At 56.5% G+C, this 21,023-nt stretch carries 25 protein-coding genes; 14 read left to right on the forward strand and 11 right to left on the reverse strand.

Annotated elements, in window-relative coordinates; translation table 11 throughout:
* Positions 1-78: 78 nt before the first annotated feature.
* The 12 genes from Q4501_RS12640 (at position 79) to apbC (ending at position 10,722) form a co-directional block, all read left to right on the forward strand.
* Positions 79-1,440 (forward strand): ABC transporter substrate-binding protein, encoded by a 1,362-nt coding sequence (locus Q4501_RS12640; RefSeq protein WP_303596605.1) that lies wholly within the window; start codon positions 79-81, stop codon positions 1,438-1,440.
* Positions 1,441-1,652: 212 nt separating this feature from the next.
* A complete protein-coding gene (locus Q4501_RS12645; RefSeq protein WP_303596834.1) occupies positions 1,653-2,432 on the forward strand; it encodes an ABC transporter permease in 780 nt (259 codons plus the stop codon).
* Entirely contained in the window at positions 2,429-3,307 is an 879-nt protein-coding gene (locus Q4501_RS12650; RefSeq protein ID WP_303596606.1) for an ABC transporter ATP-binding protein, read from the forward strand. The genes Q4501_RS12645 and Q4501_RS12650 overlap by 4 nt, the downstream gene beginning before the upstream one ends.
* A gap of 71 nt (positions 3,308-3,378) precedes the next feature.
* Positions 3,379-4,122: a GntR family transcriptional regulator gene (locus Q4501_RS12655; protein WP_303596607.1), complete on the forward strand. Its 744-nt coding sequence runs from the start codon at positions 3,379-3,381 to the stop codon at positions 4,120-4,122.
* A gap of 9 nt (positions 4,123-4,131) precedes the next feature.
* Entirely contained in the window at positions 4,132-5,865 is a 1,734-nt protein-coding gene (locus tag Q4501_RS12660) for a fumarate reductase/succinate dehydrogenase flavoprotein subunit (protein WP_303596609.1), read from the forward strand.
* A 70-nt stretch (positions 5,866-5,935) separates the two neighbouring features.
* Complete coding sequence (locus Q4501_RS12665; RefSeq protein ID WP_023012262.1) at positions 5,936-6,169, forward strand: ferredoxin family protein; 234 nt, start codon at positions 5,936-5,938, stop codon at positions 6,167-6,169.
* A gap of 8 nt (positions 6,170-6,177) precedes the next feature.
* Positions 6,178-7,137 carry a HEAT repeat domain-containing protein gene (locus Q4501_RS12670; protein WP_303596611.1) on the forward strand — a complete coding sequence of 320 codons (960 nt, stop codon included), beginning with the start codon at positions 6,178-6,180 and terminating at the stop codon, positions 7,135-7,137.
* Between the two features lie 66 nt (positions 7,138-7,203).
* On the forward strand, positions 7,204-7,527 hold the full coding sequence (gene fdxA / locus Q4501_RS12675; RefSeq protein ID WP_303596612.1) for a ferredoxin FdxA: 324 nt from the start codon (positions 7,204-7,206) through the stop codon (positions 7,525-7,527).
* Between the two features lie 172 nt (positions 7,528-7,699).
* The gene (locus Q4501_RS12680; RefSeq protein ID WP_303596613.1) at positions 7,700-8,011 is read left to right on the forward strand and encodes a DUF971 domain-containing protein; all 312 of its coding nucleotides are present in this window, start codon (positions 7,700-7,702) and stop codon (positions 8,009-8,011) included.
* On the forward strand, positions 8,008-9,015 hold the full coding sequence (locus Q4501_RS12685; RefSeq protein ID WP_303596614.1) for a YeiH family protein: 1,008 nt from the start codon (positions 8,008-8,010) through the stop codon (positions 9,013-9,015). The genes Q4501_RS12680 and Q4501_RS12685 overlap by 4 nt, the downstream gene beginning before the upstream one ends.
* Before the next feature lie 34 nt (positions 9,016-9,049).
* Positions 9,050-9,826: a ferredoxin--NADP reductase gene (locus tag Q4501_RS12690; protein WP_303596615.1), complete on the forward strand. Its 777-nt coding sequence runs from the start codon at positions 9,050-9,052 to the stop codon at positions 9,824-9,826.
* Between the two features lie 14 nt (positions 9,827-9,840).
* Entirely contained in the window at positions 9,841-10,722 is an 882-nt protein-coding gene (gene apbC / locus Q4501_RS12695; protein WP_303596616.1) for an iron-sulfur cluster carrier protein ApbC, read from the forward strand.
* Positions 10,723-10,769: 47 nt separating this feature from the next.
* On the opposite strand, the gene Q4501_RS12700 is transcribed toward apbC, so the two are convergent.
* Genes Q4501_RS12700 through Q4501_RS12750 form a run of 11 tightly spaced genes read right to left on the reverse strand, consistent with a single transcriptional unit; the run spans position 10,770 to position 19,692 of the window.
* On the reverse strand, positions 10,770-12,269 hold the full coding sequence (locus Q4501_RS12700) for a complex I subunit 5 family protein (RefSeq protein ID WP_303596617.1): 1,500 nt from the start codon (positions 12,267-12,269) through the stop codon (positions 10,770-10,772).
* Entirely contained in the window at positions 12,266-13,762 is a 1,497-nt protein-coding gene (locus Q4501_RS12705; RefSeq protein WP_303596618.1) for a complex I subunit 5 family protein, read from the reverse strand. Before Q4501_RS12705 ends, Q4501_RS12700 begins: the two co-directional genes overlap by 4 nt.
* Positions 13,759-15,228, reverse strand: a complete 1,470-nt coding sequence (locus Q4501_RS12710) for a complex I subunit 5 family protein (RefSeq protein WP_303596619.1) — start codon at positions 15,226-15,228, stop codon at positions 13,759-13,761. Before Q4501_RS12710 ends, Q4501_RS12705 begins: the two co-directional genes overlap by 4 nt.
* Positions 15,225-15,545 carry an NADH-quinone oxidoreductase subunit K gene (locus tag Q4501_RS12715; protein ID WP_303596620.1) on the reverse strand — a complete coding sequence of 107 codons (321 nt, stop codon included), beginning with the start codon at positions 15,543-15,545 and terminating at the stop codon, positions 15,225-15,227. Before Q4501_RS12715 ends, Q4501_RS12710 begins: the two co-directional genes overlap by 4 nt.
* Positions 15,542-16,243, reverse strand: coding sequence for an MnhB domain-containing protein (locus Q4501_RS12720; RefSeq protein WP_303596621.1), 702 nt, complete (start codon positions 16,241-16,243; stop codon positions 15,542-15,544). The genes Q4501_RS12715 and Q4501_RS12720 overlap by 4 nt, the downstream gene beginning before the upstream one ends.
* On the reverse strand, positions 16,240-16,536 hold the full coding sequence (locus tag Q4501_RS12725) for a hydrogenase subunit MbhD domain-containing protein (RefSeq protein ID WP_303596622.1): 297 nt from the start codon (positions 16,534-16,536) through the stop codon (positions 16,240-16,242). Before Q4501_RS12725 ends, Q4501_RS12720 begins: the two co-directional genes overlap by 4 nt.
* Positions 16,529-16,843: a monovalent cation/H(+) antiporter subunit G gene (locus Q4501_RS12730; RefSeq protein ID WP_303596623.1), complete on the reverse strand. Its 315-nt coding sequence runs from the start codon at positions 16,841-16,843 to the stop codon at positions 16,529-16,531. The genes Q4501_RS12725 and Q4501_RS12730 overlap by 8 nt, the downstream gene beginning before the upstream one ends.
* Positions 16,843-17,112 (reverse strand): monovalent cation/H+ antiporter complex subunit F, encoded by a 270-nt coding sequence (locus tag Q4501_RS12735; RefSeq protein ID WP_303596624.1) that lies wholly within the window; start codon positions 17,110-17,112, stop codon positions 16,843-16,845. The genes Q4501_RS12730 and Q4501_RS12735 overlap by 1 nt, the downstream gene beginning before the upstream one ends.
* Entirely contained in the window at positions 17,109-17,618 is a 510-nt protein-coding gene (locus tag Q4501_RS12740) for a Na+/H+ antiporter subunit E (RefSeq protein WP_303596625.1), read from the reverse strand. Before Q4501_RS12740 ends, Q4501_RS12735 begins: the two co-directional genes overlap by 4 nt.
* 27 nt (positions 17,619-17,645) lie before the next feature.
* Complete coding sequence (locus Q4501_RS12745; protein ID WP_303596626.1) at positions 17,646-18,101, reverse strand: universal stress protein; 456 nt, start codon at positions 18,099-18,101, stop codon at positions 17,646-17,648.
* Complete coding sequence (locus Q4501_RS12750) at positions 18,073-19,692, reverse strand: BCCT family transporter (RefSeq protein ID WP_303596627.1); 1,620 nt, start codon at positions 19,690-19,692, stop codon at positions 18,073-18,075. The genes Q4501_RS12745 and Q4501_RS12750 overlap by 29 nt, the downstream gene beginning before the upstream one ends.
* 114 nt (positions 19,693-19,806) lie before the next feature.
* Here Q4501_RS12750 and cadR point away from each other — a divergent pair, with 114 nt between their 5' ends.
* Both cadR and Q4501_RS12760 read left to right on the forward strand, forming a co-directional pair.
* Complete coding sequence (gene cadR, locus Q4501_RS12755; protein WP_303596628.1) at positions 19,807-20,271, forward strand: Cd(II)/Pb(II)-responsive transcriptional regulator; 465 nt, start codon at positions 19,807-19,809, stop codon at positions 20,269-20,271.
* A gap of 85 nt (positions 20,272-20,356) precedes the next feature.
* Complete coding sequence (locus Q4501_RS12760) at positions 20,357-21,004, forward strand: cation transporter (RefSeq protein ID WP_303596629.1); 648 nt, start codon at positions 20,357-20,359, stop codon at positions 21,002-21,004.
* Positions 21,005-21,023: the final 19 nt, after the last annotated feature.

Below are 21,023 nucleotides of genomic sequence, written 5' to 3' on the forward strand. Positions count from 1 at the left end.
TGGCACAGCAGCTGCAACACCTATAGCAGGGGTCATGGCCTGTTAGTACAAGTGGACAACATTAGGAAGGTGATAACGATGAGAGAAACAAGCACCCTTGCAACACTCACACTCTGCGGGTCGCTGGCGATGTTCGCCGGTGCAGCCTCCGCAGAGACCATCCAGGTAGGTATCGGACACCAAAGCATGGTGACCAACACCGTTTCCGGCGGAATCGTGCTGGAAAAACTGGGCTTGCTAGAAAAACACCTACCCACCACAGGCAAATACGCAGACGTCGATTACGACATTGTGTTCCGGGATTACGATTCCGGGCCACCTATCACCAACCAGATGCTGGCAGGAAAACTGGAGTTCGGCGTTATGGGCGATTATCCGTTAATCGTCAACGGTGCCAAATTTCAGGAAACAGGAAAGCAGGAAACCCGTTTTATCGGCGTAACCGGTTACAACTTGCGTGGCACAGGTAACGGCATCGTCGTCCCTATTGAGTCCGACACCCAGAGTCTCGCAGACCTGGAAGGCAAAACGCTGTCCGTTCCCGTAGGCAGTGCTGCCTGGGGGATGACCCTCAAAGCTCTCAGCGAAGCGGGCCTGAGTGACAAGGTACGAATTGTTAACCAGAGCCCTGCCGTTGGCGCAGCGAATATTCAGGCAGGGCGCATCGACGCTCACGCTGACTTCTGCCCCTGGTCCGAGATCATGGAGTTCCGCGAAACCGGACGCAAGATCTATGACGGCAGTGAAGCTGGTGTTCCTACGTTCCACGGCATCGTGGTCCGTGAGAGCTATGCCGAACAGTACCCGGAAATTGTGGAAGGTGTACTGAAAGCCACGCTCGAAGCCCAGAAATGGATTCAGGAAAACCCCATGGAAGCGGCAATGAAGGTTTCCGAGTGGACCGGCGTGGAGAAAGAAGTCCTTTACCTCTACTTCAGCAACGGCGGAATCACCACTGCTGAAGCCAGCATCAAGACCCAATGGGTTGATGCCATGAAGTACGACCTGGATCTTCTCAAACGTGAAGTAGGGGTGCCCGATCTTGATTTCGACCGCTGGGTGGACGACTCCTACCTGCGCGCGGCTTACAAGGCCATGGATTTGGACTACGACACGCTGGTCACGTCTGTGGTTGACACCCAGCCCAACAATCCCGACCTGAAGCCCGCTGAAATCTGGTTCCAGGACAAAGGAATTGTTACCTACAACAGCGTCGCCGACATGCTTGCCGCCAAGGAAGCCGCGGAAAGCCCCATCAATGCAACCTTTGTCTACGACAACCTTACCGGCCTGAAACTGTTCGGCAAGGCCGCTTACATGGTGCGGGGCAACGACGGTGATGTGGTGGCGTTTCTCAAAAAAGCCGACTCCGAGAAATATATAGCTAACCACGGCGGCACCCCGGTCACACCGGAAAGTGCCGTTGCCATGGCGTACTGACTAACCGCCGTGCAGGCACTGAATGTCTGCACGGCAACAGTCTGAGGAGTGAACAGATGGATAACCACAGTAATGCAGCCCGACTGACTGAACCCATGGAGGAGACAGACGACAGTCCGGCGGTTGAAAAGATCATTCAAAAGGAAGCTACGATGGCTCCCCCCATGGCAGAAAAGCCAAGCGAAACGTCTCGTCTGCCTGCGCGCATCTGGATGAAGACCATTGGAGCAAGGTATCTGGTTAGGATCATGGCCTTAATTGTCGCTGTGGTGCTCTGGGAGCTCGCATCCAGAAACGGTTTTCACTTCTACATCAATTTCGACAACATCCCTGCGCCATCGGTTGTAGGTACAGCACTCGTGGCGGAACTGGCAGGACAGGAATTCTATTTGCACATCCTGCATAGCCTGGAGCGCGTTGCGATTGCTTATGTGCTTGCAGTGGTCGTGGGCATCATTCTGGGCGTAGCCATGGGGCGTTCCCGGTGGGCTGAAGACATCATTCTTCCCTACATTGAGCTGTTGCGACCTATCCCAGCGGTTGCCTGGATTCCCCTGGCGATCCTGATGCTGCCAACGGAACAATCCAGCATCATTTTCATCACCTTTCTGGGTGCTTTGTTCCCCGTCATCCTGAATACCGTTCACGGTGTGGAACAAACCAGCAGTGTTCTGGTTCGTGCAGCCCGGAGTCTGGGCGCCAGCCGCACAGCGATTCTCTGGCATGTCGTGCTGCCTGGCGCAATGCCATCCATCGTTGCGGGGCTTGCCATCGGTATGGGCGTTGCCTGGTTCTCTTTGCTTGCGGGGGAAATCATCAGCGGGCAGTACGGTATCGGTTACTACACCTGGAACTCCTACACCCTTATCCAATACCCGCAGATCATCATCGGGATGCTCACCATCGGCGGCCTTGGCACGCTGTGTACGCTGCTGGTTCGCAAAGGCTGCAACCCACTCCTCAAGTGGCAAGCTAAAGGAGGCCGGTCATGAACGAGGCACTACTGAACGACAATCGCCTGGCCGTACTGGACCATAGCCGGTTGAGAGCAAAAGCTGGCAAACCGGGAGTAGAGCGGGGCCGGATATCAGTCCGGGATGTGGACATCGTTTTCGATACACCCACGGGTTCTCACTCCGCAGTACAGAGCGCCAACCTGACTGTCCAACCAGGAGAGTTTGTCTGTCTTCTGGGTCCATCCGGGTGCGGAAAATCAACCTTGATGAACAGCATAGCCGGTTTCGTACCTCCGACACGCGGTGACGTTACCGTGGACAGTGAGGCCGTAACCGAGCCGGGGCCTGATCGCGGCATGGTGTTCCAACAACACTCGTTATTTCCCTGGAAAACGGTAAGGGAAAACGTCGCCTTCGGACCATTAATGGCAGGAGTAGGCCAGAACGAGGCTAACAGCGTTGCCCGTACGTTCCTCTCGCTGGTGGGGTTGGCAGCGTTCGAAAACGCCTATCCCAATACTTTGTCAGGAGGGATGCAGCAACGAGTCGGTATCGCTCGAGCCTTAGCAAACTATCCCAGTGTACTGCTGATGGACGAGCCTTTTGGCGCATTGGACGCCCAGACCCGAATCATGATGCAGGAAAACCTGCTGGAAATCTGGCGGGAGTTCCATAACACCGTCGTGTTCGTTACCCACGACATTGATGAAGCCGTGTTCCTGTCTGACCGGATCGTGGTGATGAGCGCCAGTCCCGGCCGAATCATCGCCGACATAAAGGTTGATCTACCCCGGCCCCGAGAGCAATCCCTACTGACAAGCCCCAGTTTCATGGCACTCAAACGCCAGTGTCTGGACCTGATTCGCAAGGAAACTCTCAATGCGTTCCAGCAACAGAACAAGGCGGGGTAAGTAATGACCTGTTTCTCCTTAACTTCGCCCAAACTCGCCATTACCTGTCATAACAACCAGGAGGATGAGCGATGAACAATGCGACTCAAATAATGGCTGGAAACTCACCCTTGCCCCTGTATGTCCAGATACGGGATAGCCTTCGACGTCAGATTCTGGATGGCACCTATGAGGTTCACGAACGCCTGCCATCCGAAAATGAAATGATGAATGTTTTTGGAGTGAGCCGGATCACCATTCGCCAAGCACTCCGCGACCTGCACAACGAAGGCCTGGTGTTCAGCGCCCAGGGCAAAGGGACTTTCGTCAGTAAGCCTAAAGCCGTTCAGAACGTTCAGCGCCTGGAAGGTTTCGGGGAAGCCATGGCGGCCCAGGGCTATGAAGCCTCAGCAAGGGTACTCAGCATCCAGCAAATGAAAGCACCGAAAGCCGTTGCCGCTTCTCTGGACCTGCAACAGGGCGACGAGGTCATCGAAGTCAAACGAGTGAGATACCTCAATCGTTCCCCGGTATGCATTGAGAACAGCTACTTCCCGATGTTCATAGGGCAGCGCATGTTCGGCCTGGACCTGTCCGGCGACATTTTCCCCATGCTGGAGAACCTTTTCGGCATCCCTCTCGGTGGTGCTGATATCAGCCTCGACTCGATCCTGGCCGACGACGAAGCCCAGCGATACCTCAACCTCAAGCCCGGCGAAGCCATTCTCCGGGTTGAACGCCTGACCCACAACAGGAACGGCCAACCCATCGATTTCGAGTATCTCTGCTACCGCGGTGATTCATTCAAATACCAGTTCCGGATTGACCGGAAATAGGAGTGCACGATGAAAATTAACGACATCCCTGTAATCGACACCGACGTTCTGGTCATTGGCGGCGGCACAGCAGGCCCCATGGCGGCAGTCACTGCCAAAGAGCAAGACCCAAGCCTCAGAGTCATACTGCTGGAAAAAGCCAACGTTAAACGGTCCGGAGCCATATCCATGGGAATGGATGGCCTGAATAACGCCGTAGTGCCGGGCCATGCAACTCCAGAGCAGTACGTCAAAGAAATCACCATCGCCAACGATGGCGTCGTGCACCAGCCAGCACTCATGGCCTATGCCACTCGCTCGTTCCCGATGATCGAGAAGCTGGACTCCTGGGGAGTTCACTTCCAGAAAGACGAAACCGGCGATTACGACATGAAAAAGGTTCACCACCTGGGCACCTACGTACTGCCCATGCCGGAGGGCCACAACGTCAAGAAGATCCTTTACCGTCGCCTGCGCCGCAACCGTGTCGAAATCGAAAATCGCTTCACTGCTACACGCCTGCTGAAAGATCCGGACGGCAACATTGCTGGCATGATCGGCGTAAACACCCGTACGGCCGAACCGATCATCATTCGTGCCAAAGCCGTGATCATGGCCACTGGAGCAGCGGGGCGCATCGGATTGCCTACCTCGGGTTACCTGTTCGGCACCTATGAGAACCCGGCCAATAACGGAGACGGCCATGCAATGGCCTATCACGCAGGGGCGGATCTGGCGAACCTCGAGTGTTTTCAGGTTAACCCACTACTCAAAGACTACAACGGCCCTGCTTGCGCATATGTAACTGGCCCACTCGGCGGCTTTACTGCCAACGCCTTCGGCGAACGGTTTATCGAATGCGACTACTGGTCCGGCCAGATGATGCTGGAGTTCTTCAAGGAGCTGGAATCCGGTACTGGCCCTGTGTTTCTCAAGCTGGACCATCTGGCCGAAGAAACTATCCAGGAAATTGAAACCGTGCTCCACACCAACGAGCGCCCCACCCGGGGTCGCTTCCATGATGGCAGAGATGTGAACTACCGCGAACGCATGGTGGAAATGCACATTTCCGAGATCGGCTTCTGTTCAGGGCATTCCGCCTCAGGCGTATGGACCGATGAAACCGGCGCAACAACTGTGCCCGGGCTTTACTGCGCCGGAGACATGGCGAGCGTGGCTCACAACTACATGCTGGGAGCGTTCGTGTACGGGCAGATCTGTGGTGAGAGCGCCGTTGAGTTTGCGAAGTCGCGGTCAGAACCCAAGCTCGACGAAGACTTCATCATCAAGGAGCTCAAGCGTATTCAGGCTCCGATGAACCGAGCCGACGGCATTCCTCCGGAGCAAATGGAATATAAGGTTCGCCGCCTGGTGAATGATTACCTGCAGCCTCCGAAAGTGACCAAAAAAATGGAGATCGGCCTGGAGCGCATCCTGGCCGTACGGGAAGACGTGCCACTGCTGTGTGCCCGGGATCCCCACGAACTGCTGAGAGCGATGGAAGTGCAGTCCATTATCGATTGCGCCGAAATGGCCGCCAGGGCGTCCCTGTACCGCACCGAGTCCCGCTGGGGGCTTTATCACTACCGCGTGGATTATCCGGATCAAGACGACAGCGAATGGTTCTACCACAGCCGCTTGTTCATGAATGAGAAAGGCGAGATGGACCACGGCAAGCGCCCGATTGCGGATTACCTGGTGCCTCTGGGCGATGAAAAAGACGCCTATCAGAAAATGCGGGTACAGAAAGCCGCTAACGCCTGACCAGACAAGACTGTGGCGCTGAAAGCGCCACAGTAAATAACGGATTCCAATACGAGAGAGGAACACCACAATGCCTATCGCCAATCACCACTCAAGCGTTCCCGTCATCGTAGACGAGGACAAATGCATTGCCGACAAGGGCTGCACCGTGTGCATCGACGTTTGCCCACTGGATGTGCTCTGGATTAACGAAGAAACCGGCAAGGCGCATATGAAATACGACGAGTGCTGGTACTGCATGCCCTGTGAGGCGGACTGCCCAACCGACGCCGTTACCGTAAACATTCCCTACCTGCTGCGCTGAGGTAAGCCATGAAAACCTATGATGATCCCGAACTTCAGGCCATTGCCATAAAGCTTACATCTGACGACCCTGGTATCCGGCGTGTTGCGGTCATGGACCTGGTGGATTCCGGCGAACCAGAAGCCGTCGAACTGGTCATTCAAGCGCTCCAGGATCCGGACACCAACGTCCGACAGGAAGCGGCAAAAGTAGTGGACGAATTCGAAGCTGAAGATATGGCAGACGCCCTGATTTCGGCTCTGAACGACAGCGATGAAGTCGTACGCAACAGCGCAGCCCACGCCTTGGCCGATCTAAAAGATCCCGCTGCCGCTGAGCCACTCCTGAAAGCCCTTGAAAACAGCACCGACAGCTTTGTGGTTTCCGGCATCCTGCGTGCACTCAAGCCCCTGCGCAACCCTGGTTCTCAGAGCCCGGCACTACTACGACTGGACGACCCAGATCCACAGGTCCGCCGTGAAGCAGTGGGCGTGATTGGTTGGCTAAAGCAGCCTGAAAACCTGCCGGCGCTGGTAAAAACAGCAAAGCATGACATAGATCCGGATGTGCGCCGTGCCGCCACCGGCGCCCTCGTATATGCCAATCCACAGCAGGTGGGCCAGCCTTTGGTCAGTCTTCTTAAAGACGAGCATTGGCAAGTGCGCTGTGAAGCTGCCAACAGTATCAGCAAGCTGGATCATCAGGCAGCTGCCCCCGCCCTGATGGAAGCCACCAAAGACGACCTTTGGCAAGTACGTGAAAAAGCGGTGGATGCGCTAGGAAAGCTGGGTGTGGTGGAGGCCATTCCGGTCTTGGGCGAGTGCTCGAAAGACTCCATGAGCAACCTGCGCAAAGCCGCCATAGGCGCCCTGGGCACGATCGCACATAACGATGGTCGCCCCTATGTGGTGACCGCTCTGGACGATCCCGACCCCGACGTACGCAAACTGGCCCGCTGGGCCATCTCTAAACTGGACGCGGCAGCCTGACCAAGCGGCCAGCCTGCCCCACAACGGGCTGGCCCTTACCCGCGAACCTTATACCAGGAGACTGCCATGACCTTTGTCGTTACCGAAAACTGTATCCGCTGCAAGTACACCGATTGCGTCGATGTATGCCCTACCGACTGTTTCCATGAAGGACCGAATTTTCTGGCAATCAACCCGGAGGCCTGCATCGATTGCAGCCTTTGTGTTGCTGAGTGTCCGGCGGACGCAATCTTCGATGAGAAAGACCTACCGGAGGATCAACACCATTTCATCCAGCTTAATGCCGAGCTGTCGAAAATCTGGCCTGTCATTGATGCAACCTCAACACCCATGCCTGACGCAGAAGAGTGGGTCGATCGCCCTGACAAAATGCAATATCTGGAGCGTTGAAACATGCCCCAACTTGTCATAACGAGTTGTTTTCGGACGCTGTCTCTATTGCTGGTGGTTATGTCTGCCGCTGCTCTTGGGAGCGCGCGCCCGATGGAATTGCCTGATCGCCATGTTCCGCCACCTGAAACTCCGGAATTGGTAATCACATCCTTGATGGGAGGAGGCCTCCGTGGCACGACACACCCCTATTGAACCACCCAGAGAAGTGCGCCTGAAGCGCAAACTCAACACGCTGGAGCTGAGCTGGCCAGACGGGCTGACTACCCAATTGAGTTGTTTGTTGCTGCGCAAATCCTGCGCTTGCTCCCAGTGCACCCAGGCCAAACGCACAGGTCGTTTAAGCCTGATCGACGCCGATATTCACATGACCAGTGTCGAACTGTCTGGTGTCAGTGGACTGCAGTTTCACTTCAGCGACGGCCACTACCGGGGCCTGTACCCCTGGGCGTTCCTGCGAGAACTTAGCGAGCAAGTAGCATGAATCAGACCCTTCGTTCCATGGACACCATCTGGTGGGCGCCAGTCCGGCTGCGATACCCCGGAACGGCTCTTTGCGTTGTTCTCGCACTGGCTGGTAGCTTTCTCGCAAGCCAGTATGGAGCGCCGGCATTAATGCTGGTACTGCTGCTGGGATTTGGCTTTGCCAGCCAGACCTCTGATTCCAAACTGCAACCCGGAGTGGAGTTCTGCAGCCGCCAGGTATTGCGTGCCGGCATTGCCTTACTGGGCGCAAGGATTGGTGTAGAGCAATTGATGACTGTTGGAAGCCTGCCCTTGCTGGTGGTAGTAACCTGCGTGCCGGTTACCATCGGCGCTGCACTTCTGCTGGGGCGCTGGCTGGGGCTGCCTTCTATGCAAAGCCTCGTGGCTGGGGTTGCTGTCGCCATCTGCGGCGTTTCCGCAGCTATAGCAGTTGCCGCAGTTATCCCCCAAGGAAAACTGGAAGACCGGCGGCTGTTAGGCGTGCTTGTGGGTGTGACCGCACTAGGCACACTATGCATGCTGGTATTGCCACCACTGTTCTCCATGCTGGGCTACAGTGACCCGCAAACTGGCCTGTTGTTAGGCGCCAGTATTCACGACGTCGCCCAGGCCGCGGGCGCGGGATATCTGGTATCCGACACCGCCGGCGATATCGCCACGCTGACCAAGCTCCTACGCGTGGCCTTGCTGGCCCCATTGGTTTTGCTGCTGGGCGCACTGTTAAACCGCAACAGCTCCGGCAATGCGGAATACCCCTGGTTTCTGCTTGGTTTCGTTATTTTGTTCGGCATGAACAGCCTTGGCTGGCTGTCTGAAGGCTTGCGTCATGCACTGACCAGCACGTCTCAAGCCTGCCTTCTGGTAACCATGGCCGCTCTGGGCATGCGTACCAGTCTGTCATCCCTGATCAAGCAGGGCTGGCGACCGTTTGCGTTGCTGGCCCTGCTCAGCACTCTGCTCGTTATTACGGCCATGACATCCCTGGCCACTTACTCACTTTGACATCACCTGAAACTCGCCAATACGGAGAAGTATCATGGCTGCACTTGGAACCGAAAACGTCATCAGCGTCCACCATTGGAACGACACTCTATTCAGCTTCAGAACAACCCGCGACCAGAGCCTTCGCTTTGAAAACGGTCACTTTGTAATGATTGGTTTACCGGTAAACGGCAAACCTCTGCTCCGTGCATACAGCATTGTCAGCGCCAACCATGAAGAATACCTGGAGTTCCTTAGCATCAAGGTGCCGGATGGTCCGCTTACGTCGAAGCTTCAGCACCTTCAGGAAGGCGACTCATTATTCGTAAGCCGCAAGCCAGTAGGCACACTGGTTATGCACGACCTGACGCCTGGCAAAAACCTGTATCTCTTTGGCACGGGGACTGGCCTGGCGCCGTTTATGAGCATTATCCGTGACCCAGAAACCTACGACCGTTTTGACAAGGTGGTTCTGGTGCATTGCGTTCGCGAAGTGAGCGAACTGGCCTATCATGATTACCTCACCAGCGAACTTCCAGGCCACGAATTCCTCGCTGAGATAATCGGCGACAAGCTGATTTACTACCCAACAGTAACCCGGGAACCCTTTCGCAATCAGGGTCGGATTACCACCCTGATCGAATCCGGTCAGCTGGCTAAAGATACAGGCCTTCCTCAGCTCAACTCCGAAACCGATAGGGCAATGCTGTGCGGAAGCCCTGCAATGCTCAAGGATCTATGCTCCTTGCTGGACAGCCTCGGTTTCAAAGCCTCGCCTCAGCAGGGCGAGCCTGGCGACTATGTGATTGAACGCGCGTTCGTGGAACAATAATTGGAGATATCATCATGCCCAACCCTGTTTCCTACTTACCCGAGCAAAAACAGAAGCGCCAGCCTCCGGAACATAAAGCTGTTCCGGGAGTAAAGCACCTGATTGCCATCGCGTCTGGCAAAGGCGGCGTCGGCAAATCCACCACCACCACTAACCTTGCCCTTGCCCTTGCAAGCACCGGCGCCCGCGTTGGCATACTAGACGCAGATCTCTATGGGCCGAGCCAGCCACGCATGCTGGGCCTGAAGGGCATGCCAGACAGCCCCGATGGAAAAATACTGGAACCGATGATCGGCCATGGCATCCAGACCATGTCCATAGGTTTTCTCGTTGATGAAGAGGCTCCGATCATCTGGCGCGGCCCCATGATCACACAAGCTTTGACCCGCCTGATGTACGAAACGCGCTGGGACAATCTTGACTACCTGCTCGTGGACATGCCACCAGGCACCGGGGACATCCACCTGACCATGGCCCAGCGCATGCCTGTTTCCGGCGCCGTGATTGTAACGACACCACAGGACATCGCCCTACTGGACGCCCGAAAAGGGCTGCGTATGTTTGAGAAGGTGAATGTTCCCGTGCTTGGCATTATCGAGAATATGAGTATTCATATTTGCAGCGACTGTGGCCACCAGGAGCATATCTTTGGCCATGGCGGAGCCCAGCGCATGGCAACGGAGGCAGGTACGGTATTGCTTGGAGAGCTACCTCTGGACCTCCGGATTCGCACCGGATCGGACATTGGTGAGCCAATCATGGCCGCAGAACCAGGCGGTCAAATTGCAACGGCCTATAAAACAATCGCGTCCCAGTTAACACAAATACTTGCGGAATCTCCTTCCGCAGGGCGAGGGGTAAATGAACCAACGCTTCCTGCCATTGTAATGGACTGATGGTAAGTCCTGCCTGCCCGAGACGGCAGCTCCTCGTTGCGGGCAGGCTAAGAGCGGGCGCTGGAGCGTTTTTGATTTACAAGCAAAGCCAACCCCGCCAGAGCCAGCGAGATCAGCATTGGCCATACCAGCGCCCATACCTGGTAGGATGCCGGCAGCCAAACCGGCGCTTTAACCAGTCCGGCCACGTCCCACGGCATCCACCAGAAGGCAATCAGGCTCGCAGTGACCGCCGCCAGCCATCCCGCCAACAGCATCGGTGGGTTATGGCCTGTTTCGAGTTTTGCTGACAGAGTCCACAGGTAGCGCAACACCAGTAGCAAGGTAGCAATTGCTCCCGCCGTCATCAGGGGAGGCAGGTAACCGGCCAGCGCGAAGTCCAGTGAGTCTTCCGCCAGGCCAGCTTTCATGGCCAGTTTCGCAAGCGCACCACTGGTGAATGGCAGACCTGCCAAGGACAATCCGGGCAAAGCAATCAATATCCAGGTAACGACCTGCCCCATGCGGCCGGCCGGCAGTGACACGCCCGCTGACAGAAACAGACTGCCCTTCGCCAGGCCATGATGCAGAGCATACAAGCCAATCACAGAAAACAGGACCGGTGCTCGTTCCGGATCGGCTAGCGCAGCTCCTAACATCAGCACCATCAGCCCCATCTGGCTGATACTGGAATAGGCCAACACAGCCTTGGGACGATGCTGCAACACGCCGAGGATGGCGGCGCCAATAGCACCGACCGCACCAGCAATTACCATCGAGGCGCCCCAACCGCTCAAGGCTACCTCGCCAAACGGCAATGTCACCAACCAACCCAGCAACCCGGCCTTTATCATCGCGCCGCTGAGCACGGCACTGGCAGGGGTAGGCGCAACCGGGTGAGCCAGAGGTAACCAGAAATGCAATAGGGGCAGCCCCGCTTTGACGCCGAAGCCGGCAATCAGCAACGCCACGATCAGATCCCTTTGAGGTGCCCGGGCCAAGGCCGTAGGAAGGTCCGTAAGCAGCTGACTATCTGCGGCCGACGCTGCAAGCAACAGACCCGCGAGAATGGACATTTCACCCAACACCGCCATCGCCATATAAACCCGTCCGGCATAGTGGGCTTCTTTTGTCCCCTCGTGCACTATCAGGCCATAACCTGCGAAGGTCATGAGCGCAAAAAAGCTGTAAAAACTGCCAATATCCACGGCCATGGTAAGGCCCAGATTGCCCGCCAGAGTCAGCCCCCAGCACACACAGAAGCGCCGCATATGAGGTAACGCCAGGTAGCCCACCGCATAGACACCGGCCACCGTCCACAAGACCGCGGTCAGCAGCAGAAACAGACGTCGCAGGTCATCCATGGCCCACAATCCGCCATTCAGCAACCAGGGCAACTCCAGTTGCCAGCCAGAGTCGCTGCTTACCGCCAGAAAAAATGCGGGCAGTGGCAGCAGCGGCAGGGCAAAACACATTGCCCTGTGCCAGTTCGCTCGCAACGCCATCACGGGATATAACAGGGGCAAGCACACCGCCAGCACAGCGAGGCCCGGCTCAGCAACCATCATGGTGCATACTCCCGCAATACAATCAGTTCAGCCCAGGACAACGGGCTGAATGGGAGCGAAGCCAGTACACCTATCACCACGGTCACAACGGCCGTCAGCAATGGCGGCCAGAATAGCCACGGGCTGGTTTCCAGCCGCCCCCAGTGGCGTTCCTCTGGCCAGGCTCCCTTCACTTCCCGGAACCACAGCCGGTGAACAATAGGCAAAAAATATGCGGCGTTGAGCAAGCTGCTTCCCACCAGCACCAGAATGACCCAGTCCATATTCACGGCCAGGGCGCCGCTGCCCATGACCCACTTGGTAATGAAACCCGCCAGGGGCGGAGCTCCAATCATGCCGAACGCACCAATGGTAAAGGCCACGGAAGTCCCCGGCATGCGTTGCCCGGCACCGTCCATCTCATCAATTCGATGGATTCCCAGTGTTTCCGCGTAATTGCCGGCACAGAAAAACAGGGTAATTTTCATTATGCCCTGATGCAGCAAATGAACCAGTCCGCCAACGGCGGCTAAAGGCCCAGCCAGAGCAATGCCGAGGATAATGTAAGACACCTGGCTTATCGTCGAAAATGCCAGCCGTCGTTTCAGATCGACCTGCCATAACGCCCGGGTGGAAGCGTAGAGGATGGTGAACGCAGCCAACCAGGAAAGTGGCGCAAGCAGCCCCAGGGCAGACGAAGCCTCAACCCCGTATACATCGTAAACCACCCGCACGATTCCGAAAGCACCGGCTTTGACTACCGCCACAGCGTGCAGAAGCGCACTCACCGGGGCGGGAGCTACCATTGCCTGGGGCAACCAGCCATGCAGAGGGAAGAGTGCAGCCTTTACCCCCAGCCCTGCCACCAGCAATATGAAAATCAGAATCAAAGAGCGATGAATATCCGGGTCAGCATCAACGAAATGACCACCGTCACGAAACGACAGATCACCGGCCAAACTGTGCAGCCAGGCAATAGCGAACAGCAGAACGGCACCGCCAGTGAGCGTATAAATCAGGTAAGTCCGCCCTGCCCTCAGCGCCTTTTCGGTGCCGCGATGAACCACCAGGGGATAGGTAGACAGCGTCAGCATTTCGTAAAACAGAAAGAAAGTGAACAGGTTCCCCGCCAGCGCTATCCCCATGGTACTGGCGACACACAGGCTGAAAAAACCGAAGAACCGCCTGCGGTTCGGAGAGTCTTCAAGATACCCAACTGCGTAGATGGTGGTCAGCAGCCAGAGTACCGCCGAAAGGCCCGCAAACATCATTGAAAGCGCATCCGCCCTCAGCACAAAGGTCACGCCCGGCAGCATAGTGAAGCTAACGCCATAGTTCACGCCGTGAAACACACCCCAGACCATCACAATCACGACCACGAGCTTCAGCACGGCAGCGCCCAGGTTGACCGATGTGCGCCGAACATAACCCGTTTCCGGCAAGGCAAAGATCACCAGAGAGGCCGCGAGTGATATCATCAAGGCGAAAACCGGAAGCCACTGCTCAAGTGTCATGGCGCGCCCTCCTCTGCAAATGGCAACGCCATCACGGATAGCACCTGTTCTGACACGAACCCAAGCCCCAGCGCCATTAGTGCCAGAACCATCGGGATGACCTCCAGGCTTTTGGACGGATGAAAGAACTGGTCGGTTTCCGGAATTTCTGCAAACGAAGCCCGGTAAATCCGGAACAAATAAGCCGCAGACAGCAGGCCGCCTGCAAGTAATACCAATGCCCACCACCACTGGCCACTGCCCAGACTGGCTTGCAGTAACAGCCACTTGGCTGCGAATCCGCCAGATGGGGGCAAGCTCATCAACGACACCCCGGCCAGACCAAAGGAAAACAGAGAAAACGGCAGAAAGCGGCTGACACCGGCCAGGGCATCAACCCGACTGCTTCCAACCGACAGAATGAGGTTGCCGGCTGCCAGGAACATGGCAGCTTTGGCAAGCGCGTGGCTGATCACCTGCAAAGTAATACCTTGCTGAGCTTGCAGAGATATTGAATCTGAGACTGAGTACGTCAGCGGAAACAACAGAAACAGGTAACCAATCTGTGCCACGGAAGAATAAGCCACCACCTGCTTCAGCTGTACTTGCTTACACGCAAGCCAACTGCCCCAGATCACCGCGGCACTGCCCATAAAACCAACAGCCTGTGCCGCCGCCTGGTTGCCAAGCGATTCGCCGAACGCTAACCACAACCGGGCCGCGATGTAGAAAGACGCTTTGACCACCAGTGCCGACAAGAGAGCGCTAACCGGGGATTTCGCGATTCCGTGGGCTGGCGGCAGCCAGCGATGGAGGGGAAACAATGCCGTTTTCAATGCAAGGCCCGTAACCATCAACGCAAGCGCCAATCCGGGTCCGGCAGAGGCCGAATGGCTATCCAGCCACAACACTACTCCGGCGATAGATAAGGTACCAAACTGCCCGTATATCAATGCCACGCCCAACAGATAGGCCAGGGATCCAAGCAGCGCCGCAAGCAGATACCGGATCGAAGCCCGCAGAGCGTTGGCATTACCACCGAGAGCAACAAGACCCACGGCCGAGAGGCTGATCAGCTCCAGGCCTACGTAGAGATTGAACAGATCACCACCCAGCCAGACCGCGTTAAGCCCGGACCAGAGAAACCAGAACAAAGGCCAGAAATACCTGTGCCAGGACTTGTGCCGGTCAATATAGACGCCTGCATGAAGACCGCAGGCACTGGCCACCGCTGCGGTAAGCAGAACAAACGTAACCGCAAGCCCATCCACGCGAAGCTCGATGCCCAGAGGGGCGCCCCAGCCCCCTAAGTCGTAATAAAACCCTCCGTTCTGCGCAACCGTCAGCCACAACCCCAGCGAAACAAACACCTGAACCAGAATACCCACCCAGGTAACCCGACGACCCCAGACAAAATCGGTTAACAGCGTTAGAACCGCCCAGGCCAACGGAGTAAACAACAAACCTGCCATCAGCCACAGCGTCATAGCGGGCCACCTTCACGGGAATCGGCCTCTCCCTCAAGGCTCGCCATACCCGACTGGTGGTAATAACGCCGTATCAGCACCACAGCCAGTGCGGTGGCGGCAATAGCCACCACAATTCCGGTTAACACCAGAGCCTGGGGCACTGGGTCGGGTCCGACATGATGCTGGGGCAGCCCCACCATAATCAGAAATACCCCGGAGCCCATAATATTGAAGGCGAGCAGCTTGCGCAGCAGGTGCGACAGACGCAGCAACCCGAACAAACCAATGCCACAGAGCACGGCCCCGGCCATTGCATACAGCAAGGATGGCGTCATGACGGATCACCCTCCTCCGGATCCTCAGCGTCGTTGACCGGCGCAGACACAAATAACGCCAACAAGACCATGGCAATGGACAGTGTCAGCACGGATTCGATCACCAGAATCAGAGGCTTGGCCATTCCGGGCGGATAGGCTAAAAAGGCATCTCCTCCGATAACACTCACAACCGCGGCCAGCAAAAACACGGAAAAACCCAGCGCCAAACCCAGCCGCAACAGCAACCCCGGACGCAGAAACTCCATGGGGATTCCGCCAAGACGCATCAATACGCCGGTAGCAGCGAGCACCGCGCCGGCCTGAAACGCCCCTCCTGGGCGATCGGCGCCGGCCCATAGCAGATAGCCTGCCAGCACCAGCATCAGTGGTATAAACCAGCGCTGCAGTGCATAGAGCAGAGGGTCCGAGGTGCGCAGTTCCGGGTCCTCAAGCGACGTGGTTTTAGACATGGATATCCCGGCAATGCCGGCAATTACCAGAACACCTATCTCCAACAACGTATCGTAACTGCGAAAGTTCAACAGCACGGCGGTGACCGGGTGCTCGACGCCGCTTCGGCTCATATTTTCAGACAGCAGCTGCGACAGGTTTCCCTGGCCAGGATCGCCGGCGATAACCCAGATACTGGCTCCCAAAACAGCGCTGAAAGCAATACACGCGAGAGCAATAAAACAGGTGCGCAAAGCCCGGATCATGACTGGTCACTCCCTTGCCTATGCGACCCACGCGTCTGCCTCAGCGCCGTCTGACGCTTGTTGCCAAGGTGGCTGACAGCATCCAGCAAGAGCACCCCGGTAAGGCCGGCTCCGATAGCCGCCTCCGCCAAAGCAATGTCGGGCGCCTGAAGTCGCACCCAGGCGACAGCCATCAACAGCCCAAAAGCAATGAACACAACGACTGCGCGAAACAAATCCCGGGACAATAAGGCCGATGCGGCTGTGGCCAACAGCGCAAACACCAGAAGTCCATCCAGCAACCAGTCAGTCATGGGAGCCTTTTGGTTCAGAGTCGTCACCTTGCTGCAAGCGAGCAGCCCGGGCGATCAGGTGAGCAGAGGTGGCGCTGGCTGCCAGGGCCACCACCCAGATCAGGAGCACTTTTACGCCGATCGCCAGTGACGCGGCATTCAGCACCAGCGCAAGAATAATAAACCCAAGCCCTAGGTTATCGACCTTGGTGAGCGCATGAATCCGCAACAGAGTATCTGAAAAGCGGAACAGACCCAGAGTACCAATTGCGAAGAACAGGCATCCAGTAACCAGTAGTATTCCCTGCACCACCTGAACGAACGCCATCACGATGCCCTCCGGTCAATTTGGATAACCCGCGTAACGAAACCGACAATAGCCAGAACAGACAGCAATGCCAGAACGAGGGCTACATCCCTTAGTGCTGGGGCAACCTGGGCTTCCGCCAGAACCAGCAATAAAGCAACCCCGGTAGTGCCAAACAATTGCGACGCCAGCATACGGTCTGACGATGTCGGCCCCCGCCAGATCCGTACCAATGCCACCAGTAGCGTCAGCAGAAGAAAAACGGCAACCGCATTGAACATAAGTGTCATCTCGCGCCCTCTGAATGGCATGTTTCGTCCGGCAATGGCAAACCAAAAACACGCGCAACCTTTTGCTCCGCAGCCCTGACGTCCTCTTCAACGGAGCTTTGCGTATCCAGGCAGTGCAGCTCCAGTCGAGGTCCGTCAAGGCTGACGCTCAGCGTACCAGGCATCAGTGACAAGGCATTGGCCAGCAGCCAACGTGGGCTGCCCTCGGGCAAGGTCAGATGAACCGTGAAGTAACCTGGGTCTACCGGCAAGGATGGTGACAATACACGGCGAGCCACATCGATGCCGGCCACAACGGATCGGCCAAGGAAAAACAGCACAAATAGCCACAACTGCACTGGACGAATTCGGGCAGCACCCCGCGGGTAAAGCCGCATAGAAACCGCTGCAACCAGAATCGCTATGACCAGACCAAATCCGAGTCCCGAGACATCGCCTTCGGTGAACGCCCACCACACCAGAAGGAGCAGGATTACTCGGCCCAAGATGGTTGCAACTGTCTTCATTGGCACCCCCTGCCGTAACCTTCTGAATTACTCTGCACTATTCTCCGGCTCTGCTTTCTCCAGGGATGGCAATACCAGAACAGCACAGGGAGAATTGACCGAAACATACTCAACAGTCGCCCTGCGCATTGGCCAATGGCCACCACCTCCCCGGGAGACCAGCAACATAAGGTCCGCGCCCAGCTGGCCGGCCATACCCACCAGTTTTTCGCCTGTGTTCCCGGCTACTACATGCAGGTTGGCACTGCGGTTCATCGGCAGATATTTCCGGGCAAGCAAATCCAGTACGTCGTGGACCTCGGCCTCTTTCTTTTCCGGGGCATCCGGGGTTACATGCGGAAAAAACCCGGCCCCTCCGGGGCTGTATACACTGGCGAGGTGAAGCTCGCCGTCTTCAGCCAGCAGACCGATAGCGGCCTCGAGCGCGCGCTTACCCTCTCCGTCGTCTTCCGGGTCAATTGCGATCAACAGTTTCTCGTACATACTCGCTCTCCTGCTTGGTTCCAGAGCCTGCCTCCACTTCGGGGAAGGCTCTGCCGTGGATCAGTTCGTTCATGCTGTAGCCACGGTAATCTGCGCGAAGCGCCCTGAACAACGCCACGGCCATGAAAATCAAAAGAATGCAGAAAGGCAGACCCAATGAGGTAATGACATTCTGCAGGGCATCCAGACCGCCCGCCAACAACAAGGTTGCGGCAATCACCCCTTGGGCGACCGCCCAGAAAATACGTTGGCGCACCAACGATGGCTGGTCATCGCGCCGAGTCAGCATATCGATAACCAGAGAGGCAGAATCGGACGAGGTGGTGAAGAACACCACGATAATGACCACACTCAGGGCAGATGCCAGGCCGGAAAAAGGAAAGGCCTCCAGAAAGGCAAAAATCGCCACTGACGGGTCTTTATGTACCTGCTCCGCCAGCGCGATTTCTCCACCCATCTCAACATTGATCGCGGATAACCCGAAGATGCCAAACCAAACGAGCGTAAAGGCTGTGGGCGCAAACAGCACTCCGGCAACAAACTCGCGAATGGTTCGCCCCCGGGAAATCCGGGCAATGAAGATGCCTACATAAGGCGCCCAGGAAATCGTCCATGCCCAATAGAACAGGGTCCACTGCCTCTGCCAGTCCGTTTCTTTGAAGGTTTCTGTCCAGAATGCCAGCCATGGCAAGGCATCAAAATAATCCCCCACGCTTTGCACCATCCCTTCCGCAATGAACACCGTAGGCCCTGCAATGAGAACGAAGGCAAGCAAAGCCATAGCCAGCAGAATATTAAGCTGGGAAAGCCGCTTTACGCCCTTATCCAGCCCCAACGCCACCGATGTAGCGGCAATGCTGGTAATAACCGCAATCAACGCAACCTGCACCAGACCGGAGGAAGGTGTACCAAACAGATAATTCAGGCCGCTGTTCAACTGCAGCGTCCCCAGCCCCAGGGATGTCGCTACGCCAAACAAAGTGCCGAGCACAGCAATAACATCCACCGTCCAGCCCCAGGGGCCGTAGACCCGCTCCCCAAGTATCGGGTAAAACAGACTGCTGATGCGCATGGGCAAGTTGTGTCGGTAGGCAAAGTAACCGATCGCCAGGCCCGGCAAGGCAAAGATGGTCCAGGTGTGCAAGCCAAAGTGATAGAGCGCTATGGTCATAGCGTCGCTGGCAGCCCGTTCAGAGCCGGGTTGTACGCCGTCAAAAGGTGGGCTGGAGAAGTGCGATACAGGTTCTGCAACACCCCAGAACATCAGAATGGTGCCTATGCCGGCAGCGAACAGCATGGTAAACCAGGTAAGGTTGGAATAATCGGGGCGGCTGTCGTCAGCACCCAAGCGGATATCGCCATAACGGCTCACGGCCAGGCCAAGCAGGAAAATCAGTAAGGCGCTAACAGAGAGGATATAAAACCAGCCAAGATTACGAGCCACCCAACCGGTCAGCAGGCCAAAGCTGCCAGCAACAGCTTCATCAAACGGCACCGCAAGAGCAACAAACAGGGTGGCCACACCGGCCGAGGTAAAAAACACCCCCGGTATGGTCTGCAATCCCAACCGACGTTGCAGCCGCTCCAGCACATGAACCTCCGTTTCTTGTGAAAAATCCCCGAAAGGCCTTACGCTACCACATGCAACCATGTGTTGTGTGGCGGATTCAGAACATTCCCCGGGCATCGACAAAGGCAATTGAACGTGAAAATCGGTGAACTCGCAAAAGCCACGGCCATTCCCGTGGAAACCATCCGGTACTACGAAAAAATCGGTCTGCTACCCAACCCGGACCGCGACACCAATGGTTACCGCACCTACCGTAACGCACATCTGGGGCGCCTTTTGTTTATCAAGCGCTGCCGGAGTCTTGATATGGCCCAGGATGAGATACGCGAACTGATCCGGCTTTCAGAAACCCCTGAAGCAGATTGCCAGGAAGTCGATGCGCTGCTGGCCCACCACCTGAACCATGTACGCGACCGACTGAAAGAGCTGAAAAACCTTGAGAAAACCCTGCAGCAACTGCAAAAAGCCTGCTCGGATGCAGGTACAGTAAAGGAGTGTGGCATTCTGGACGGACTCAACGCCGAAATCGAGGGTCTTCAGTCCAAGAGCAGAGACCAGGGAAATCACATTCCTGGCACTCACAGGCCAGGTAAAACCTGAGGAGCGAATAAAACGTTTTGGCGGGTGTTGACCTTGTAGTAGCTACAGGGTTTCTAATACAGACAGACTTGTATTGGAGGTGTTTATGGCATGCAGTTGTTCTGGCCCGGAGCCGCAATCTCCGGCTCCCGGTTTTCGTCGCGCACTCTGGATTGCCCTGTGGGTGAACCTGGCCATGTTTTTTGTCGAAGGCATCGCCAGTTTACAGTCCGGCTCGGTGTCGCTGATGGCTGACGCCATCGACTTCTTTGGCGATAGCGCCAACTATATCCTGTCGCTTTCTGTGCTCTCGATGGGCATGCTCTGGCGTGGCCGGGCGGCCATGGTGAAAGGTATTACCATGGCGGTGTTCGGTATCGCCGTCTGGGCGCGGGCCATCTGGGTATTGGAACAAGGCATCACTCCCGAACCACTTACCATGGGGGCTGTTGGTTTACTGGCTCTGGTAGCAAACTCCGGCGTTGCCATTATGCTGTTCCGGTTTCGCAGTGGGGATTCGGACATGCGCTCGGTGTGGCTATGCAGCCGCAACGATGCCATCAGCAACATCGCTGTCATGGCCGCGGCTCTGGGTGTGTTCGGCACAGCACGCGCGTGGCCGGATCTTATCGTGGCGGCCATAATGGGCACCTTGGCGATCACAGCCGGCATCAGTGTGGTACGCCATGCACGGGTTGATATATCTGAGGCTCACAACCGAATCACCAGTGCCGGTACGGTGGAGAGCCACTAAATCTCAGGCAGAGCAAAAG

This window comes from Marinobacter sp. 2_MG-2023, from assembly GCF_030546935.1.
GTDB lineage: Bacteria > Pseudomonadota > Gammaproteobacteria > Pseudomonadales > Oleiphilaceae > Marinobacter.

Excerpts from the sequence above, each read along its gene's own strand:
- Q4501_RS12640 (WP_303596605.1), top strand. The coding sequence starts at position 79 with ATGAGAGAAACAAGCACCCTTGCAACACTCACACTCTGCGGGTCGCTG.
- Q4501_RS12645 (WP_303596834.1), top strand. The coding sequence starts at position 1,653 with ATGAAGACCATTGGAGCAAGGTATCTGGTTAGGATCATGGCCTTAATT.
- Q4501_RS12650 (WP_303596606.1), top strand. The coding sequence starts at position 2,429 with ATGAACGAGGCACTACTGAACGACAATCGCCTGGCCGTACTGGACCAT.
- Q4501_RS12655 (WP_303596607.1), top strand. The coding sequence starts at position 3,379 with ATGAACAATGCGACTCAAATAATGGCTGGAAACTCACCCTTGCCCCTG.
- Q4501_RS12660 (WP_303596609.1), top strand. The coding sequence starts at position 4,132 with ATGAAAATTAACGACATCCCTGTAATCGACACCGACGTTCTGGTCATT.
- Q4501_RS12665 (WP_023012262.1), top strand. The coding sequence starts at position 5,936 with ATGCCTATCGCCAATCACCACTCAAGCGTTCCCGTCATCGTAGACGAG.
- Q4501_RS12670 (WP_303596611.1), top strand. The coding sequence starts at position 6,178 with ATGAAAACCTATGATGATCCCGAACTTCAGGCCATTGCCATAAAGCTT.
- fdxA (WP_303596612.1), top strand. The coding sequence starts at position 7,204 with ATGACCTTTGTCGTTACCGAAAACTGTATCCGCTGCAAGTACACCGAT.
- Q4501_RS12685 (WP_303596614.1), top strand. The coding sequence starts at position 8,008 with ATGAATCAGACCCTTCGTTCCATGGACACCATCTGGTGGGCGCCAGTC.
- Q4501_RS12690 (WP_303596615.1), top strand. The coding sequence starts at position 9,050 with ATGGCTGCACTTGGAACCGAAAACGTCATCAGCGTCCACCATTGGAAC.
- apbC (WP_303596616.1), top strand. The coding sequence starts at position 9,841 with ATGCCCAACCCTGTTTCCTACTTACCCGAGCAAAAACAGAAGCGCCAG.
- Q4501_RS12700 (WP_303596617.1), bottom strand. The coding sequence starts at position 12,269 with ATGATGGTTGCTGAGCCGGGCCTCGCTGTGCTGGCGGTGTGCTTGCCC.
- Q4501_RS12705 (WP_303596618.1), bottom strand. The coding sequence starts at position 13,762 with ATGACACTTGAGCAGTGGCTTCCGGTTTTCGCCTTGATGATATCACTC.
- Q4501_RS12710 (WP_303596619.1), bottom strand. The coding sequence starts at position 15,228 with ATGACGCTGTGGCTGATGGCAGGTTTGTTGTTTACTCCGTTGGCCTGG.
- Q4501_RS12715 (WP_303596620.1), bottom strand. The coding sequence starts at position 15,545 with ATGACGCCATCCTTGCTGTATGCAATGGCCGGGGCCGTGCTCTGTGGC.
- Q4501_RS12720 (WP_303596621.1), bottom strand. The coding sequence starts at position 16,243 with ATGATCCGGGCTTTGCGCACCTGTTTTATTGCTCTCGCGTGTATTGCT.
- Q4501_RS12725 (WP_303596622.1), bottom strand. The coding sequence starts at position 16,536 with ATGACTGACTGGTTGCTGGATGGACTTCTGGTGTTTGCGCTGTTGGCC.
- Q4501_RS12730 (WP_303596623.1), bottom strand. The coding sequence starts at position 16,843 with ATGGCGTTCGTTCAGGTGGTGCAGGGAATACTACTGGTTACTGGATGC.
- Q4501_RS12735 (WP_303596624.1), bottom strand. The coding sequence starts at position 17,112 with ATGACACTTATGTTCAATGCGGTTGCCGTTTTTCTTCTGCTGACGCTA.
- Q4501_RS12740 (WP_303596625.1), bottom strand. The coding sequence starts at position 17,618 with ATGAAGACAGTTGCAACCATCTTGGGCCGAGTAATCCTGCTCCTTCTG.
- Q4501_RS12745 (WP_303596626.1), bottom strand. The coding sequence starts at position 18,101 with ATGTACGAGAAACTGTTGATCGCAATTGACCCGGAAGACGACGGAGAG.
- Q4501_RS12760 (WP_303596629.1), top strand. The coding sequence starts at position 20,357 with ATGGCATGCAGTTGTTCTGGCCCGGAGCCGCAATCTCCGGCTCCCGGT.